Annotated in this window: 14 protein-coding genes; 12 read left to right on the top strand and 2 right to left on the bottom strand. The window is 50.1% G+C overall.

The window, feature by feature from the left end; translation table 11 throughout:
• Positions 1 to 181 precede the first annotated feature (181 nt).
• Positions 182 to 2,452, bottom strand: a complete 2,271-nt coding sequence (locus tag M1L52_RS05390; RefSeq protein WP_248613916.1) for a hypothetical protein — start codon at positions 2,450 to 2,452, stop codon at positions 182 to 184.
• A gap of 119 nt (positions 2,453 to 2,571) precedes the next feature.
• Entirely contained in the window at positions 2,572 to 4,560 is a 1,989-nt protein-coding gene (locus M1L52_RS05385) for an OPT family oligopeptide transporter (RefSeq protein WP_248613915.1), read from the bottom strand.
• Positions 4,561 to 4,721: 161 nt separating this feature from the next.
• Between M1L52_RS05385 and M1L52_RS05380 the strand changes: the two genes are divergently transcribed.
• The 12 genes from M1L52_RS05380 to M1L52_RS05325 all read left to right on the top strand — a co-directional run bounded on the left by M1L52_RS05380 (position 4,722) and on the right by M1L52_RS05325 (position 19,018).
• Complete coding sequence (locus M1L52_RS05380) at positions 4,722 to 5,393, top strand: hypothetical protein (protein ID WP_248613914.1); 672 nt, start codon at positions 4,722 to 4,724, stop codon at positions 5,391 to 5,393.
• A gap of 107 nt (positions 5,394 to 5,500) precedes the next feature.
• Entirely contained in the window at positions 5,501 to 6,181 is a 681-nt protein-coding gene (locus M1L52_RS05375) for a hypothetical protein (RefSeq protein WP_248613913.1), read from the top strand.
• Between the two features lie 67 nt (positions 6,182 to 6,248).
• Positions 6,249 to 6,608, top strand: coding sequence for a TerY-C metal binding domain-containing protein (locus tag M1L52_RS05370; RefSeq protein ID WP_248613912.1), 360 nt, complete (start codon positions 6,249 to 6,251; stop codon positions 6,606 to 6,608).
• Positions 6,609 to 6,673: 65 nt separating this feature from the next.
• On the top strand, positions 6,674 to 7,960 hold the full coding sequence (locus M1L52_RS05365) for a protein kinase domain-containing protein (RefSeq protein ID WP_248613911.1): 1,287 nt from the start codon (positions 6,674 to 6,676) through the stop codon (positions 7,958 to 7,960).
• A gap of 46 nt (positions 7,961 to 8,006) precedes the next feature.
• Positions 8,007 to 8,768 carry a vWA domain-containing protein gene (locus M1L52_RS05360; protein ID WP_248613910.1) on the top strand — a complete coding sequence of 254 codons (762 nt, stop codon included), beginning with the start codon at positions 8,007 to 8,009 and terminating at the stop codon, positions 8,766 to 8,768.
• A 33-nt stretch (positions 8,769 to 8,801) separates the two neighbouring features.
• The gene (locus M1L52_RS05355) at positions 8,802 to 10,499 is read left to right on the top strand and encodes a protein phosphatase 2C domain-containing protein (RefSeq protein WP_248613909.1); all 1,698 of its coding nucleotides are present in this window, start codon (positions 8,802 to 8,804) and stop codon (positions 10,497 to 10,499) included.
• Positions 10,496 to 11,365 (top strand): hypothetical protein, encoded by an 870-nt coding sequence (locus M1L52_RS05350; protein ID WP_248613908.1) that lies wholly within the window; start codon positions 10,496 to 10,498, stop codon positions 11,363 to 11,365. The genes M1L52_RS05355 and M1L52_RS05350 overlap by 4 nt, the downstream gene beginning before the upstream one ends.
• An 18-nt stretch (positions 11,366 to 11,383) precedes the next feature.
• Positions 11,384 to 12,184: a nucleotide exchange factor GrpE gene (gene grpE, locus M1L52_RS05345; RefSeq protein ID WP_248613907.1), complete on the top strand. Its 801-nt coding sequence runs from the start codon at positions 11,384 to 11,386 to the stop codon at positions 12,182 to 12,184.
• 48 nt (positions 12,185 to 12,232) lie between these two features.
• Complete coding sequence (locus tag M1L52_RS05340; RefSeq protein WP_248613906.1) at positions 12,233 to 13,750, top strand: Hsp70 family protein; 1,518 nt, start codon at positions 12,233 to 12,235, stop codon at positions 13,748 to 13,750.
• A 32-nt stretch (positions 13,751 to 13,782) separates the two neighbouring features.
• Positions 13,783 to 15,732 carry a tetratricopeptide repeat protein gene (locus tag M1L52_RS05335; RefSeq protein ID WP_248613905.1) on the top strand — a complete coding sequence of 650 codons (1,950 nt, stop codon included), beginning with the start codon at positions 13,783 to 13,785 and terminating at the stop codon, positions 15,730 to 15,732.
• Between the two features lie 27 nt (positions 15,733 to 15,759).
• A complete protein-coding gene (gene miaB, locus M1L52_RS05330; RefSeq protein WP_248613904.1) occupies positions 15,760 to 17,061 on the top strand; it encodes a tRNA (N6-isopentenyl adenosine(37)-C2)-methylthiotransferase MiaB in 1,302 nt (433 codons plus the stop codon).
• A 4-nt stretch (positions 17,062 to 17,065) separates the two neighbouring features.
• Complete coding sequence (locus tag M1L52_RS05325) at positions 17,066 to 19,018, top strand: LTA synthase family protein (RefSeq protein ID WP_248613903.1); 1,953 nt, start codon at positions 17,066 to 17,068, stop codon at positions 19,016 to 19,018.
• Positions 19,019 to 19,109: the final 91 nt, after the last annotated feature.

Genomic DNA, 19,109 nt, shown 5'->3' with positions numbered 1-19,109 from the left:
CAAAAGTTGTTAGTTTTGGACAACTTTTTTGTTGTTAAGAAATGTCAAACATCTGATTATCAACAATATAGAAATAATTTTGGAAAACTTAACAAATTACAAGGTTTCCAAAAGAGGGAAGCGGACACTCAATATCACATTGAACATCCGCTTCAAAATATAATAGATAAGTAGTTGATTTTTACTTCACAAAGAACTTCTTTCCATTGCGAACATAGATGCCTTTTGAAGGTGTTGACACTACTCGTCCGCTGAGGTCATAGATGCGATTGTCACCCTTCTCCATGTAAGGTATCTCGGCATTCACATCTTCTATTCCTGTTGCCACGATGGGCACTTTGGCAAAATCCATTCCATAACCGAGATAGTAGCCACCAATGTTTGTTGGCTGGTTATAGCCTACCTGCTCGTGGATGCATTGCATGTAGTAAGTATGGTCGCTCATGAGGTAAGGCAGCTTATACTCCGTAGGATACCAGGTAGAGAAAACCTTTATGTTCTTCAGCTTCGTCTGGTCAGGCACGATTACCTCTTCACGCCAGTCGCCAATCATGTCTCCATACCAGCCAGGATTAGACTTAGTGCTGTTGTTGAAAGATATGTCATAGCGATACATAGTGAACGTGCGACCGTGACTGTAGCTATTGATTATTCCGCCATCAATCATCTGACGGTTCAGATAGCCGTCGAACCAGATGCCGGCATTTGCCGAGCTCTCCTTGGCACGAGCGGTTCCCTCGCTGTTCATTATTTCATTGCCGTTCATATCGAACAGCTCATTGCCGTACATCCAGAACTCATAACCGGCTTTTCCTGGATCAACATCGGCCGTCATGCAGCGTCCCATATCATTATCTGAGGCACCATATTTTGCCCACAGTATCTTTCCATCCTTAGCATCGTGGAGCGCCACCTGACAAGTGCCGTTCTCAAGACAATGGAACACCTGCAAGCCATCGCTGTTAGGCAGGAAACGTCCCACATGGCTGGCATCGCCATGGCCGAGCCCCGTTGACCACAGTCCTGTGCCGTCGTTGTCCCAAGCACACGAGCCATACATCACCTCGTCAAGTCCATCACCATCGAGGTCAGCCACATTAAAGGCATGGTTGCCCTGACCAGCGTAGGCCTTGAAGGTCTTTCCGTCTTTGTTAACATCCTTACCGCCAGCATCGTCAGTATCAAGTTTCCACAGGCGAGTCATTTCCTGACCTTCGCCATTATACTGCCATCCCTCTACGACCGTACGGCCATAGACGCCACGACCAAGGAATATCTGCATGCCCTCGCCAGGCTGGAACTTAGCCACACCCAATCGCAACGAGTTAGCCAGCTTCCATATATATTTATTTGAACGAGGATCCCACTTCCAGTCGTTTGCCTCCCAGTTGGCTGCCAACTGAGCAGGCGTCTCGCCTTCCTTACCACGGCAGATAAAGTTAGCACGTGCCAGCTCCCTACCCGTCTTACCATCGATGACAGAGAAGAACTCCGGTCCGCCATAACCTTTGGGGCCGTCACCTATATAGTGACCTGCAGGCCAAACATCGCGGTAGTCTGTCTTATTATCGCCATCGGTATCGGGAATCTCATAGCCATCGCCGAAGACAGTACCCTCGCTGGTCTTTGTAACCACCTCTGCACAGCCATCGCCATCGAGGTCGGCCACAGCGAAGTTGATAGAGTTGCCTGGGGTGATGTTTGGTCCAGACTTTACGCGCCAAAGGAATGTGCCGTCAAGCTTATATGCATCAAAAAGAGCGATGTGGCGTGCACGTGGGTCTGTGTCGCCAGCAGACTCTGCATTACAGGTCTTCTCTCCTTTGTCATTATAAGCATTGATCAGTCGCTTAACCACTATCTCCATCTCGCCGTCGCCGTCGAGGTCGCCCACTGAACAGTCATTGGCTTCATAGGTGATAGCTGAAGGGTAGTCACTACAGTCTGCAGTCGATTTAAGGTCTATCTGCACATAGGGCAGTTTGTCTCTATAGATACGCTCATCAATGGTCAGCGAGTCAACAGCTGCAGCACGAAGGGCAGACTTCTCATCGTCATCCATAAGGAAGATGGGTAAATCGCCGTCGAAGTGTTCTGCAGGCACAAGATAATATGTCAATGCATAGCCTGGATTACTTGTCTGATAGCAGGTAGAGTTCTTCACAGGACTAGTTGTCACACGATTATAGATAAAAGCATTGACATCGTCGGCCGAACGACTGTAGATAGCAAACGATGATTCCCATGTGTCTGTAGGGAGCATGCGCCAACTGATGAGGAGCTTGTTGGAGTGGTTTTTGTATTCACCAAGAGAGATAGCACCACTCGATGGGTCAACAGCTATTGATGCCCACATGCCACGCTTCTGTCCGAAGTCCTGTATTGGCAGTTGTGCCACGGCTGTCGTCATGGTAGCAGCCAAAGCCATTGAAAGTATCAGTTTCTTCATCATTTGTTTAAGAGATTAGTTTTTAGTAATTGTTTTGCTGCAAAGGTACTGGCATATATACACAAAGAAATCGGACAATCGTTCATCATTCAGTACGATTGTCCGATTTTTGCATTGTCAGATTATTTCTTGACCTTAGTAGCTATGATAAAGTAGATTATCAGCAGCAGATAAGCAGCAAGAGCGCACCACTCTGACAATGGGTTAGCCCACCAGGCATCAAAGTCAAACTTCACCTCGCAGAATCTAAGAATGGCGCTCACAACACCCATCAGCGCACCGCCGGCGATGAATCCAGATGCGATGAGATTACCCTTCTCGCCACGTTCCTCGTTGACAGCCTTGTCCTTCGAACGTGTGGTAACGAACCAGTTAATCAGTCCACCCACCACAAGAGGAGTATTAAGCTGAAGAGGTATGAACATGCCAAGAGCGAAAGGCAGTGCAGGCACTTTGCAGAGCGTCAGCACCACAGCCAGCACGGCTCCGATACCATAGAGCAGCCAAGGGGCGCCTACTCCATTCATAAGCGGATCGATGACGGCAGCCATAGCGTTAGCCTGAGGAGCAGCAAGCTGTCCAGAAGCGAAGCCATAGGCTTTGTTGAGTATCATCATCACACCTACGACGGTAGCTGCCGACACCAGTGTGCCGAGGAATTTCCACATCTCCTGTTTCCTTGGCGTTGTGCCCATCCAGTAGCCTATCTTAAGGTCAGTGATAAACGAGCCTGACACCGATAGTGCCGTACATACCACACCACCCATGATCAGCGCAGCAATCATACCGCCCACGCCCTTCAAACCTACAGCCACCATCACTACCGAAGCAACGATGAGCGTCATCAGCGTCATACCACTAACAGGGTTTGAACCCACAATAGCTATAGCGTTAGCCGCAACAGTGGTGAAGAGGAACGCGATGATTACTGTCAGCACGATGGCCACAGCCGCAAAGAGGAAGTTGCCTTCCATCACGCCGAGCCAGAAGAACAGGAATGTGCAGATGATAGCCGTCACAGAGGCAATGCCTATGAAACGGAAGCTAAGATCTTTGTCTGTGCGCTTCTGATTAGCCTCATCAACATTTCCGCTGCCTTTCATTTCCTTGGCAGCCAGTCCGACAGCACTCTTGATGATGCCCCAGCTCTTGATAATACCAATGATGCCTGACATTGCTATTGCGCCAATGCCGATAGACTTGCCGTAAGCTTTGAAGATGGCTTCAGGTGACATCTCTCCAACAGCCGTTGTTATTGTGGGGTCCCACTGGTTAAGTACAGTATCACCAAATATGATTGCCATCCCTGGCACCAGCAACCACCATACAGCCAGCGAGCCAATACATATAATCAGTGTGTAGCGCAGTCCAATGATATAACCCAGGCCGAGCACAGCAGCTCCAGTATTAAGCGAGAACACCATCTTTGCCTTGTCTGCAAGCCATTGGCCTCCAGCAACCATACGTGAGGTAAACACCTCGTTCCACAGTCCGAACGTGGACACCACAAAGTCGTAGAGACCGCCCACGAGACCTGCCAGCAACAGAGGCTTTGCCTGACTGCCACCCTTCTCACCGCTCACCAACACCTGTGTGGTAGCAGTGGCCTCAGGGAAGGGGTACTTACCATGCATATCCTTAACGAAATATTTTCTGAACGGTATCAGGAACAAGATGCCCAGAATTCCGCCAAGCAGCGAGGCAAGGAACATCTTGTAGAACGCAACATCGTCAAAACCATATTTCGCCTGCAGGATATAGATGGCAGGTAAAGTAAAAATGGCTCCGGCAACGACAGCGCCCGAACAGGCACCTATAGACTGGATGATAACGTTTTCTCCCAGCGCCTTTGAACGTTTCATCAGCGTGCTCATGCCTACGGCGATGATAGCAATGGGGATGGCGGCTTCAAACACCTGACCCACTTTCAGTCCGAGATAAGCTGCTGCTGCCGAGAAGACGATGGCCATAGCCACACCGACAGACACGGACCATGCGTTAACTTCAGGGAATGTGCCCTGTGGCGACATCAGCGGTTCATACTGCTCGCCATCTTTCAGCTCCCGAAACGCATTCTCAGGCAACTGACTTTTAATTTCCATTTCTTCCATAAATTATATTGATATTTTGATTATTTACGGCTTTAGAATTGAGTTTATCCCTGCAAAAGTACGCAAAAAGGCACATAAAGCAAAAAAATACTGCGAAAAAACGTTGTTTGTCAATTATTTGTCATATATTTGCGGAAACTAACAATAACATGTGATAAAATATGGAAGAAGAACTTAACTATCGCGAAGAACTGGAGAAAGCCCGCAAGGCAGCTGCCGGCATTGAGCTACATGGTCATGAAGGCGAGATTGACGCCTATTGGGAAGTTGTATGCGGCACCGTACTTCTGGCAGAGCATGACCTGCACGAGCAAGAGAATGAGTGGGAGATAGCATCACTGGCAGAAGAGATGCTCCGCTATGCTGAGCCTCTCGAAGGTTACGACCACATGATAAACAAGCTCTATAGCGCAGTGAAGCGCATGGCTGATGCACTGAGCGAGCACCCACGTCTGATGGTTCGACTGCTGAAGTTCGAGAAACTCGTACTACGACGAACAGAGGCAATGGAGCAGCACGAACTCACTATTACTGAAGACGTAATCGAAGAGATAGAACGCCTGGAGCGCAACATCAAGCTGGCAGACGAAGGCAAACTAAATGAGATACCACAGTCGGGCGGACTGAAGCACGACCCAGTAGAGTGGACAGCACGCTGGGAGGAGATTATCGACGAAGCCGACCGTAAGGTATATGATAACCTTGCCGACACTCCACGCGGAATGGGATTCTGCCATGCTTTCTGGCATGAGCGCGCTACAGTTCTACGCAAAGACTACCAATTAGAATGGCGCAGTCCCAGCGTTATGAACCCACGAGTAATGTTCGATTGAGGCTCAGTAAGAGGCTTCGCGCGTGTTCTATTATAAAAAATTAACTCAATCAGAGTTGCCGTCTGCTTGTAATTTACTAATTTTACAGCCGAAAAAAGCGTAAACACATGAAATGTGCATATTGCGGAGAGGAACTTAGAGGCATGTTCAAGAAGGACTTGCATGGCTTCGGAGCACATCCGGAGCACGCTTTCCAATGCTTCAGCTGTCAGCGCTTCGTGGCATCTACAGACCACAGACTGCCCGATGGTCGCTACCAGTGTGCCGACTGCATGCAGAAGGAGGTGAAGACCGACAAGCATGTGGAATGGGTAGAGACGAGAGTGAAGCAGATGCTCGCTGCCCACGGCATTGACAAATGGCCTAACTCTGTACCCATACGCCTTATTCAACCACGCTACACCCCAGGACGTCCTGCCACACAAGCCCACAAGATGGGTGAGACCAAGGTAGCAAAATCTATATTCAGCAAGAGCTACGAGGTTAACATGCTCAACCACATGCATCGCATAGTGTTCGGCGGAGTGCTTGCCCACGAGTTGCTTCATGTGTGGCAATACGAAAGGAACATATATCTGCGGTCAGAGCTGACAGAGGGTTTCTGCAATCTCGGCTCATGGATTGTATATAAGCACATGGCGACACCTGTGTCACAGGCCATGATGACAATCCTGGAGCGTGACCCAACGCCTGTATATGGTGATGGTTTCCGCATAGTAAAGGCTGTATATGACAACTTAGCCAACGGCAGCCTGCCCGACGTGATGAGCCAACTGAAGAAGATGTAACAAACGGAAGATGAAACGAAAGAATTTATAACAACCAATAATATAGACCAAAAAAACTACAAAGACTATGAAACATCCAAAGTATGACGGAATGGTGATTGTGGCCTATTGCTCGCGCAACAAACAGCCCTATGGCATCACCGCCATCAAACAAGGCAAAGACTATGTCTTCGACTGGTCCTTCAAACTGACGGAGAAAGCCGCCAAGAGCGAAGGATTCACCGAGAACAAGGTGCGCGGCAACATATTCAACGGAGACAAGTTCCCAGGCTGTCCCCACTGCGGCAACCAGAGCTGGGTACAATGCGGCCAATGTGGAAAGATAAGCTGCTACGTAGGAGAAGGAACCTTCCATTGTCCTGTATGCGGCAACTCTGGCGAGGTAACGACAAGCGATGACTTCGACCTCAGCGGCGGAGGCTATTAAACAATGGGAAGAAAGGCGGATAGTCCGCCTGAACAACAGTAAACAACAAAAAAAACGATAACGATATGTCAGAACTATCAACTGGAACAAAGGTAAAATTTACCAACGGCGGCAGCTGTACCGTAAAGAAAGAACTCGGCCGAGGCGGTCAGGGTATCGTTTATCTCGTTGACTACAACGGCAACGACTATGCTTTGAAGTGGTATCATCTGCCTTACCCCGATGCTTTCTATGCTAACCTGAAGAAGAACGCTGAGGCAGGTGCCCCAAGCGAATCGTTCATCTGGCCACTGGCAGTAACTGAGCGTCAGAACGACAGCTATGGATACATAATGAAACTGCGTCCGAAAGGCTATGAGGAACTGGGCGCGTTCATGCTTGCCAAGGCTCGATTCAAGAGCGTAGAGTGCGTGATAGACGCTGCCCTGCAGATATGCACAAGTTTCCAGAAGCTCCACATCCGTGGACTGAGCTATCAGGATATGAACGATGGTAACTTCTTCATAAATCCCGAGACTGGCCATGTGCTCATCTGCGACAATGACAACGTTGCTCCTAACGGCGTGAACATGGGTATTGCCGGTAAGGTAGGTTTCATGGCGCCTGAGATTGTTGAGCACCAGTCGCTGCCAAACCGTAACACCGACTATTTCTCACTCGCCGTTACGCTGTTCATACTGTTCTATCTGAATCGTCCGTTCGAGGGTGCCTTCGCACTGTCATGCCCATGTATGAACGAGGATGCCGAGCGCAAGCTCAACGGCAAGGACGCCATCTTCATCATGGACCCAACAAACCCCAAAAACCGTCCAGTACCCGGTGTCCATAAGAACGTTATACGCCGCTGGGGTGCCTACCCAAAAATGCTGCAGGACGAGTTTATCAAGACTTTCAGCAGTGAAGCTATGCACGACCCAACGAAGCGCACTATGGACCGCAAATGGGAGCAGCTGCTCGTTCAGCTCAGAGCTTTCTATGTACAGTGCCCGATATGTGGCAAGATGACCTTCGTCAACGATGAGACGCCTACACAGTGTATCGAGTGCGGCAAGCCACTGACGAAGCCCGTCCTCGTGAAGTGCGGCAAGTATAACGTGCCACTTGTACCCGGACAGAAGTTCTATAAATGTATGACCACCTTCGAGGAAGACCATGATACGGTTGTGGGCGAGGCAGTACGCAACAAGGTTGACCCAAAGAAATGGGGACTCGTCAACAAGTCGGGTCAGCCCTGGACGGTCACTCTGCCCGACGGCACCGTGCGCAACGTGGACAGCGGCTCAGGCATGCCTATGGTCATCGGAGCAAAGATTCGCTTCTCGAAGGACATCACAGGCGAAATCGTGAAATAATAATCAATAATTGAAACCAAAATAAAAAACTAAAAAAATTACAACTATGGGAGCATTTGATGAGGTTGACGCCACCCCGAGGCGTACAATGGTACTTTTCTTCATCGTTGACACATCAGGCAGCATGAAGGGAGAGAGAATAGAGAGCGTAAACGTGGCAGTACAGGAGGTATTGCCCTATGTAGATGACATCTCATCGACAAACCCTGACGCACAGATCAAGATTGCCGCACTGGAGTTCTCAAGCGGCTGTGAGTGGATGTATCCACAGCCCATGGATCCAGGCGAGTTCTCTTGGCGTACCCTCGAGGCTGGTGGTCTGACCGCTATGGGCGACGCATTCAACGAGCTGAACGCTAAACTATCAAAGAAAGCATTCATGCAGGAGGCTGTAGGCTCGTTTGCACCCGCTTTCATCTTCATGTCTGACGGTGAGCCTACCGATGACTATAAACACGGACTGGAAAAACTGAAGGGCAACCCTTGGTTCCGCGCCGGCATCAAGGTAGCCATTGCCATAGGCGAAGATGCAAACCAGGATATTTTGGCTGAGTTCACCGGCACAAGCGAGGCTGTGCTCACCGTTCACAACAAAGAGCAGCTGAAGAAGATTATCCGCTTCGTCAGCGTCACCTCTTCACAGGTGGCCAGCAAGAGCTCATCAGTGGGCAGCGACGCTCCCCAGACCAAGCAGGAGGAACTGTCGGAGAAGATTGCCGAGCAGGTGAAGAGCGACGACCAGTTCGACGGCGTTGATGTTGGTACCGAGGTAAGCAGCGGCACCGATGACTGGGGCTCATGGGGATAAACAATAATCAATTGAACAGTAACGCCACACGATATGAGTGAAATCATAGTATTCAATGCCACACGACGCGGTGCTTCCCATGTGAAGAAAGACATCGTGTGTCAGGACTATTCGCTCAGCTATGAGAGCGACGACGGCTCACTGCGCGTGGCCATCGTATGCGACGGACACGGAGGCGACACCTACGTTCGTAGTGACGTAGGTTCGCGTCTGGCCGCCGAAACGGCACTGGCCAACATTCGCCAGTTTGTGGAAGAGACTCCTGCCCGTCTGTTTCTCGGAAAGAAAGGAGCGGTGACCAGCCATCCTAAGGATGAAGACGCCGCCGTGGCTGCCACAGGATGCGACACCTCAAAGATGACTGAGGTGGAACTGCAGCGCCATGAGCAGGATCAGCAGTTTCTGAAACAGGTGGCTGACATACGTGACCAGGACCTGCGCTTCACAATGCTCTTCGGACGCATCTACATGCAGTGGCTTCAGGCCATCGAGCAGCATGCTGAGGAAAATCCCTTCAACGACCATGAGCAGACAATGCTCGGAAAGTATTACCAGCAATGGCAGAAGGAGAAGCAGAGCGGACTGCGCGACAGCATGTACACGCCAATCGTCAAAGCTTATGGCAGTACGCTGATGGCTTTCGTGCGCACGCCGCTGTACTGGTTCGCCTTCCATATTGGCGACGGAAAGATGATGGCATGCGATGCCTCGCTGAACTGGTTTGAGCCAGTGCCTTGGGACTGTCGCTGCTTCCTGAACCTGACAACATCGCTCTGCGACGGCAGTCCGGTGGGTGAGTTCCGCTATGCCTTCAGCGGCATGGGCGACTTCCCCGTAGCAGTAATCCTCGGCAGTGACGGACTTGACGACTCATGGGGCAACTTCGAACGACTGGCCAACTTCTACTCGCAGACGCTCGGCATCTTTGATAACCTAGGCAAGGACAAGGCTGTAGAGGAACTGGGTGACTTCCTGCCGAAGTTGAGTGCAAAGGCCTCACAAGACGATATGTCAATGGCGGGCATCATTGATCTGGCACTTATCAAGACAGGTCTGCAAGCATACAAAAAGGAACGCGAGATACGCGAGCTGAATGCCGAACGACAGAAGCGAACAGCCGAACTTGAGAAAGTCAAGAAGGAGGTGCAGGAGTTAGAGGCTCAACTAGCCGAACTGAAGAAAAAACGCGATGATGCGGAAAGGGAACAGAACAATTTCCTCAACCTGCTCAGAAAACATGAGGACACGCTACACGAGGTGACAGAAAAGCTCAATGCCACTCAGACAGCAAACGAGCAAGCTACTGAGAATCTGAAACAGGAGACAGAAGCCTACAACGAGTGGATGGCTGCCAACGAGGAACGCTTCAATACGCTCAAGGTTGAGGTGGATGACATACGCAAGAAAGCCAGCAACGATGAAGAGGCAGCCCGACTGTTGTGGCAACAGCAGACCGCTGACTACCACACCGCTGACAGCAACCGCCGTATGGAGGCACTGCAACAGAAGCAGCAGAACATGGAGGCCGTCTCACAGCAAGCCCTTGAGGCTCTGGAGAGAGTACCGGTGGAAACACCAGAGGCTATCGAACAAGAGCCAGAAGAAGCGACTCTCAGCAGCATGCTGTCAACAGTGGAACCTCAAGAGACAGAAGAGCCTCAAATATCTGAAGAGCAAAAACCTCAAGAGCCAGTAGAACAAGATTCTCAAGAGTCTATAGCTGAAGAATGAGACAAGAAGAGATGACACTTTACACCGCCATGCACGAGCTGGTGGAACAATTCGGACAAGATGTCGTTGGTGAGACGCGACTGCGCGGTCTCATCAGCGACTATCTGCCTGGCGACGCTGTCAGCAACCGCATCATACAGTGTGCAGTGAACAGTAACCTTGGAGCGCAGCTCTTGGAGCTACAGGGACTTGACGATGACATCTATTCTCTGCGACTGGCAAACATCAAACAGGCGTTCCAAGAGCGTAACTTCCTGCGCCACGGAGTAGCCGACTATATCGTAGATTGTTTCCTCTACTCACTGGAGTGGACAGACGAGATGCCGGAGGAACTGACCGACGATGGCAACAACGAAGGGGGACCTAAAGGAGAGCTCTCGTTCGAGGAAGAAGACAACGGAAAATTCTACTGCGGCAACCGCAGCAAGGAGGGCGAACGCTCAGGCTTCGGCGTGGAGCGCTCGGAACTTAACGACTACTATGCCGGCGAATGGAAGCTGGACATGCGACAGGGCATAGGCATGGAGGTCGATAAGAACATAAACAAATATGCCGGCGAGTGGAGCATAAATCGCCAGAAGGGCGTAGGCGTGAGCATAGGTGCTGACGGCTACCGATATGCTGGCGAATGGAAGAACGGAAAGCAGAACGGAGCAGGTATCCTCTATCTGCCCGACGGCAAACAGATCTGCGCCCGTTTTAAAAATGGCGTCATGCAGGAAGGCGAAGGTATCTGCTATCTGCGCGACGGCTCTTACATCACTGGACGAATGACACCGGAAGGTCCTGACGGACTATGCCATCACTATTATGATGACGGAGAGGTGGAAGACGAACGGTGGAACAAAGGACAGAAAGAAAGATAACAACAAATACATACAGCTATGGAATGGAGTTGGAAAAAGAAAGAAGAAACCCACTCTCAGGAGGAACAGAAGCCTACTGAAGAGACAAAGGTAGAAGAACAGTCACAGACTGTCATTGAAGATAAGGCTGAAGAACAAGTGAATGACAGCCAAGAGGCGAAGGCCACAGAGCAGGTGACTACTGCTGAGACAGAGCAGCAGAAGCAGACTGCAGGCAATGCCGTGCTCCAGAACATAGCGTTCTATCTGCAGCAGATGAACGCCCGCATGGACAGCATACAGCGTTCGGCAGAGAAACAGCAGAACGAATATGCTGAAGCCCAGAAACGCTTCGACGCACAGATAGAAGAGAAAGAGAATATCATCCAGCAGCAGCACAACCAACTGCTGAAATTCCAGGATGATGTGATATACAAGACGCAACACGGACTAATAATGGAGCTTATAGGTCTGGCAGACAACGTGCGCACCATCCTGGCCAAGCAGAAAGAGGCTAAGGACTATGACGACTTGCTTGATGACGTGCGCCGACTGGAGCAGTGGATTGACTCGTCGCTTGAGGACAATGGTGTGCGCCGCTTCGCCGAAGCCGGTACACTGGAGTTCAATCCTAAGCGACAGGCCATCACCGACACCGAGGAAGCTCCAACGCCAGAACTCGCAGGCACCTATCGCACAGAGCAGCCTGGATATGAGTGGGCAGTACCCTATGTAGTGGTGCGCTCCGACGTACAGCTGCAGAATATCATGGCAGACAACAAAGTGCCAAAGAAGTTCAGCTATGTCATCCGTCAGGAAGAGGTGGTCAAGCTGAAATAACACGTGAAGCAAAAACAAAAAAGAATCATAAATAAAAACAACAGAACAATGAAAGAAGTATATGGCATTGACCTGGGCACAACCAACTCTTGTATCGCTGTTATCGGTGAGGACGGACTGCCACAGGTCATCAAGAACCTTGAGGATGCTGCTACAACGCCATCAGTTATATTCTATGACGAGACAGGTGAGCCAGTAGTGGGCGGCGAGGCAAAGAGTATGATGGGTAGTGATATCAAGCGTACTGTGGCTTTCATTAAGCGCGAGATGTCCAACAAGAACTACGAGCTCGACATCGATGGCACTACAGTCACTCCTATCACAGCATCAGCACTCATACTGAAGAAAGTTGTTGACGATGCCAACGAGCAACGCTCCTATGAGGGACTGCCGCCCATTCATAAGGCAGTCATCACCGTTCCCGCCTATTTCGGCAACGACGAGCGCGAGCGCACTAAGCAGGCTGCGCAGATAGCCGGACTGGAAGTGCTCGGACTGCTCAACGAGCCTACAGCGGCAGCACTTAGCTATGGCACAAAGGGACTGAACAACAAGACATTTATGATCTACGACCTTGGCGGTGGCACCTTCGATGTGAGCATCATGCGCATGGAGAACAACGAGCTTGAGACACTCGCCAGCGACGGCAACCACCACCTCGGCGGCGTGGACTGGGACATCGCTCTCATAGACTATGCCCTTCAGAAGGAAGGACTTGACGTAACTTATGATGACATCAAGGACTCGAAGGAAGTCGGTAAGATGCTCGTCAATGCAGAGAACTGTAAGAAGAACCTGTCTAAAGCTGATAAGGCTGCCTTCAAGTTCATGTATCAGCGCAAGATGCACTTTATAGACATTTCTCGCAGTGTGTTCGAGGAACTGACTGAAGACCTCGTTGACCGCACCATCAACATAGTAGAGAAAGCGAAGAAGCTGGCTCTTGAGCGTACCGACAATCTCAACATCAGTGATATCATCCTCGTTGGCGGCTCATCATATATGCCGATGATTAAGAAGCGCCTGATGGAGGAATATCCAAACTGCAACCTCAGACTGGACAACCTTGAGCCAGACCGTGCTGTAGCTAAAGGTGCAGCCATCCATGCCTCAAGCTTAGAGGGCGAGAAAACCAAGGTGACGCTCGGCGACGACCTCGCCACACGCTCTTATGGCATCCGCTGCTACGGTTCTGAGGACCGCCTCATCGTGCAGAACGTCATTAAGCGTACCGACTCACTGGTCTATGAGGGCTCTACAGGATTCACAACCCGCGAAGACGGAAGCACAAGCGTTAACCTTGCTCTCTACGAGAACATCAGTACCGACGAAGAGGTGGAGCTGGAGAAGTGTACACTCATTGAGGAGTCTGAGCTCGAATGGGGCTTCCCCGTACCTGCAAAGACAGAGATCACTGCTTTTGTTGTACGCGACTCTAATGGTATAGTAAATATTAAGGTGGAGTGTCAGGGTAAAACAAAGACATTCACCATCAAGGGCGAGGGCACGCTCAGTGAACAGGAGATTGAGCGCGAGCGTCGCCGTCTGGCTAACAAGCACGTGTAAAGTAATAATAAGGAAGAAACGAACAGGTAAGCATGGATCAGATCTTAGAAGGGCAGGCGAAGAAATGTCAGAAAAGTCTGCAAAAGCTGCGTAAGCATATAGAAGGAATCGGTGGTGTAGAGAAATGCGCCACCGTCCACAATCTTATCATTGACATCATTGAGGCACTGGAGAACGGCAAGTCGGTCGACGACCTGCACAACATCTGTGAAACGCTCGTTTCCGAGGTCAGTGACTATACCGACCTTGATCTGAAGCAGCATGCCGAGACCTTTGCATCAAATGTCAAGAAGCTAAAGCAGAAAGCAGACTATCAGGACTTCATGCAGGTGATGACCCTGGATCAGACATCAGAGGACGCTCTCTTCTGGACACGACAGGATCAGAAGCAAGACCAGGGTTTGGACTTTGATACGCTTTGGAACGGAGCCGTTTATGCCTTCCAGCACAATGAAGACCTGGATATGGCATACTCGGTCTTCGAGTCATTCGCAAATCAGGGATATAACCCCGCATATTACTATCTGGGACGCATGTACGAGTCAGGCATGCACGTTACGAAGGATGCCTCTAAAGCATTCGAGTGTTACATGAAAGGTGCCCAAGATAACAACAGCTTCAGCGCCGATACCGACTGTATGGTGCGTGTTCACTACTGTTACGAGAACGGCATTGGAGTAGCCAAAGATCACAAGAAGGCGTTGATGTGGCTTGAGAGTGCTGTTGATAAGGGTTCTGCATCAGCTATGCACCTCATGGCAAACCATATCCTATTCAATGACACATCACGTGCACAGCGTGGTGTTGAACTGGCTAAGAAGGCTGTTGACCTCGGATACAATCCTGCAAACCTGTTGTTATGCTATGCATATATTAACGGTGTCGGTGTAGGGCGCAACCTCAATACTGCAGAGACTTATCTGCGTGCAGCAGAGAATGCGGGTGTTGACAACTGCAACATGTTCCGCGACATGTTGGCTCAAGCTCGTCGTAGCGGTTCACAGCAAACGACACAACAGACCTCATCATCATCGAGCAGTTCTTCAAGCAGTAGTAGCAGCGACTCGAGCAGCAGTAGCGGCTGCGGCTGTCTGATAACTATTGCGCTCATCGGTCTGGGTTGGTACTACGGATGGTTTAACTCTGCGTGGAACTGGGTTTCTGACATCTTCGATGGCTCAAGCGAGAAGATGTATGTCATCTCTGACAAGACCGACGTGCTCCTTGATGACAAGAGCAGTGCACAGGTCATCGGCACTGTCAAGTATAGCGATGAAGTGAAAGGCTATGAGAAGGTAGGCGAGCTGTATAGAGTGAAAGCCAACGGTGAAGAAGGTTATATTGCCGACAGCTGTATCTGCACCGAGGAGGAGTGGAGCCTGCTCGAAAGTATGTGGGGCGATGAAGCTGCAAAAGAGAAGATTGCCAAAGCCAATTACAGGAAAGCCCTCATCGAATTCCGCAAGAACATTATCACCGACAGGACGATGAAGATCTACGGAAGCGACTCCGACGGACGTAATATCTACACGAGTAAGAAGGTTGGTGAAAATGGATGTCTCGCCTTTATTGTTGAGAGCCGTGAAACGGAAGAGCGTCTTGCTGTGCTCTACCTCATCGACTCTAACGGTAACTTGACGATGGACACCAACGACGACACCGTACGCCCAGGACAGTACATCAAGTCTATTGGCAAGAACAAGAAGGGAGTCTATTACTTCCAGTATGGCGGAAAGGCAAGAGCTGCAAAGAAGACTGAAACAAAGCAACAGACGGAAAAGTCTGAGCAGACGCAGCCTTCTCAGCCAGAGACCGCACCGAAACAGGAGACAGAGCGCACTAAAGAAGTGACAAAGCCTGTACAACAGGATAACAAACAAGAAAAGAAGCAACAGAAAACACAACAAAAAGAACCAGAGCCCGAGCCTGAGAACAAGGGTACCGGTTTCTCTTTGCAACGAGTAAATAATATTCCGGAATAACAAAAATTGAAGATTTAAAAAAGATTGATGAAAAAACTATTTATTGAAACCTATGGCTGTCAGATGAATGTTGCTGACTCCGAGGTTGTAGCGTCAGTCATGAAGATGGCTGGTTATGAAGCATGTGAGAATGTAGAAGAGGCTGACGCTGTGTTCTTGAACACTTGCTCTGTTCGTGACAATGCAGAGCAGAAGATATATCACCGTTTAGAAGCATTAAACAACCAGAAGCGCAAACGCCCGCTAATCATTGGCGTGCTCGGCTGCATGGCAGAGCGTGTTCAGCAGGACCTGCTTGAGAATCATGGTGCCGACCTCGTGGCAGGTCCCGACGCCTATCTGTCACTTCCCGACCTTGTAGCACAGGCAGAGCTTGGCCACAAGGCAATAAACATTGAGCTTTCTACGACCGAGACCTACCGCGACATCGTACCTCAGCGCCTGCATGGTGCAAAGATAGGTGGTTTCGTGAGCATCATGCGTGGCTGCAACAACTTCTGCCACTACTGTATTGTTCCCTACACTCGCGGACGTGAGCGCAGTCGCGACGTGGAGAGCATCCTGCGCGAGGTACGTGACCTTCGCGACCGTGGCTACAAAGAGGTCACGCTGTTAGGACAGAATGTCAACTCATATAATTTTGAAGGCTTCGACTTCCCGAAGCTTCTTAGAGCCGTAGCTCATGAGGTTCCCGAGATGCGCATACGCTTCACCACCTCTCACCCGAAGGACATGAGCGACGAGACGCTCCATGTCATTGCCGAGGAGCCCAACGTATGCAAGCACATCCACCTGCCAGTACAGAGCGGCAGTGACCGTATCCTGAAACTCATGAACCGCAAATATACCCGTGAATGGTATCTGGACCGTGTTGCCGCCATTCGCCGCATCATACCCGACTGCGGCCTTTCCACCGACATCTTTGTGGGCTATCACTCCGAGACAGAAGAGGATCATCAGCTGAGCCTGTCGCTTATGCGTGAGGTGGGCTACGACTCTGCCTTCATGTTCAAGTATAGCGAGCGTCCTGGAACCTACGCCTCTAAGCATCTTCCCGACGACGTGCCCGAGGAAGAGAAGATTCGCCGTCTGAACGAGATGATTGCCCTGCAGACACAGCTCTCGGCAGAAGCAAACAAACGCGACGAAGGCAAGGAGTTCGATGTGCTCCTTGAGAGTTTCTCAAAGCGCAGCCGTGAACAGCTCATGGGACGCACTGAGCAGAACAAGGCCGTGGTCGTAGATAAAGGTTCCCACCATATTGGTGAGACGGTACGTGTTCGCATAACAGGGTCAACAAGTGCCACACTATTGGGTGAAATAATCTGACCGCATGAATTTCAGAAGTCTAAGACTCTTATCCCCACTGACGGCTACGCTATGCAATCTTGTCATAGCCTATGCCGTCTATTTTCTGGCACGCATCATCTACCTGTTGGAGAACCTAAGCTATTTCTCGCAGGGTCTCACGTTCAATCACCTGATGGAGCTGTTTGGCGGTGGACTGATGTTCGACACTTCGGCCATCCTGCTTACCAACAGCCTCTATATCGTCATGATGCTCTTCCCGCTTCATCTGAAAGAGGTCGCCTGGTATCAGAAACTATGTCAGGCCCTGTTCCTGACTGTCAATGGGCTGGCATTAGCTGTCAATCTGTGTGATGCCGTCTATTTCCGCTTCACGATGAGACGAACCACAACGACAGTGTTTAGCGAGTTCTCTAACGAAGGCAATCTGGGAAGCATCTTCCTAACAGAGACAATCAACCACATATATCTTGTCGTTATCTTTGTGGTTATCATATGGGTGATGTACCGGCTATACAGGAAGCCTGCCATCAAGCCAAACGACTTCTCATGGCTTCACTATAGCGGAGCCGCACTGCTATCACTACTCCTCATGACGCCATTGGTGATTGGCGGTATAAGAGGTGGATTCACAAAGGCCGTGCGCCCTATAACCATCTCGAATGCAAACCAGTATGCCGCGCGTCCCATAGAGGCAGCATTGGTATTGAACACACCTTTCTCGCTCTACCGCACCATCGGCAAGTCTGTGTTCGTCGTACCAGAGTATTTCTCCGACGAGCATGAGATGGCATCTGTTTATTCTCCCATCCACATACCTGCCGACAGCATCACGATGACAAAGAAGAACGTCGTGGTTCTCATTGTCGAGAGTTTCGGTCGCGAATATATCGGAGCACTAAACGAGCATTTGGAAGATGGCAAATACAAAGGCTACACCCCATGCATAGACTCTATCATAAGCCGAAGCATCACCTTCCGTCACTCTTACTGCAATGGTAGGAAGAGCATCGATGGCATGCCCTCTATTCTGGCATCCATTCCCATGTTCGTGGAACCGTTCTTCCTTACTCCCGCCTCAATGAACCACGTTGATGGCATAGCATCGTTGCTGGCAGCCGAAGGCTACAAGACAGCCTTCTTCCACGGAGCACAACGCGGCTCCATGGGATTCATGGCTTTCGCCAAGAGCATCGGCTTTCAGGAATACTACGGCCGTGAGGACTTCAACGAAGACAAGCGCTTCGGAGGTGACAATGATTTCGACGGAACCTGGGCTATCTGGGACGAGCCGTTCCTGCAATACTATGCTACGAAGATGTCTGAGATGAAAGAGCCTTTCATGACAGCTGTCTTCACCGCATCGAGCCATCATCCTTACGTCATACCAGAGAAATACAAGGATGTCTATCCAGAGGAAGGCATCGAGATACACAAGTGCATACGCTATACCGACATGGCGCTGGGACGTTTTTTTGAGACTGCAAGTAGAGAGTCGTGGTTTAAGAACACAATCTTCATCATCACCAGCGACCACACTAACACCAGCGACCATGCCTTCTATCAGACTGACCTCGGGGGATTCTGCTCACCTATTATTATATATGAGCCAGGTAATGCTGACCTTATGCCTGAGATGCAGGACAAGATTGCCCAGCAGATCGACATACTGCCAACGGTCATGGGCATGCTCCATTATGAAAAGCCATACTTCGGCTTCGGCATCGACTTGCTTAGCACCCCTGCCGACAGCACTTGGGCTGTTAACTACATGAACGGCATCTATCAGTATGTAAAACACGGTCATGTGCTACAGTTCGATGGTCAGAACACACGTGCTGTCTATGCCCTCAGCGACTCACTCATGCAGAACAACCTGCTGAACAAAGTAAGCCATCAACAACCAATGGAAAAAGAGTTGAAAGCTATCATACAGCAATATATGGAACGAATGACACAAGACCGGCTCACACCGTAAGTGTGGGTATGTCAAGCACTAACAAAGTGCTAATTATAAGAATTATTCCTTTTTTTAATACATATTAGTTTTTTATTCGTACCTTTGCACG

The sequence above is a fragment of the Prevotella sp. E13-27 genome (assembly GCF_023217965.1).
GTDB lineage: Bacteria > Bacteroidota > Bacteroidia > Bacteroidales > Bacteroidaceae > Prevotella.
This window is presented reverse-complemented; position numbering and strand designations above follow the sequence as displayed.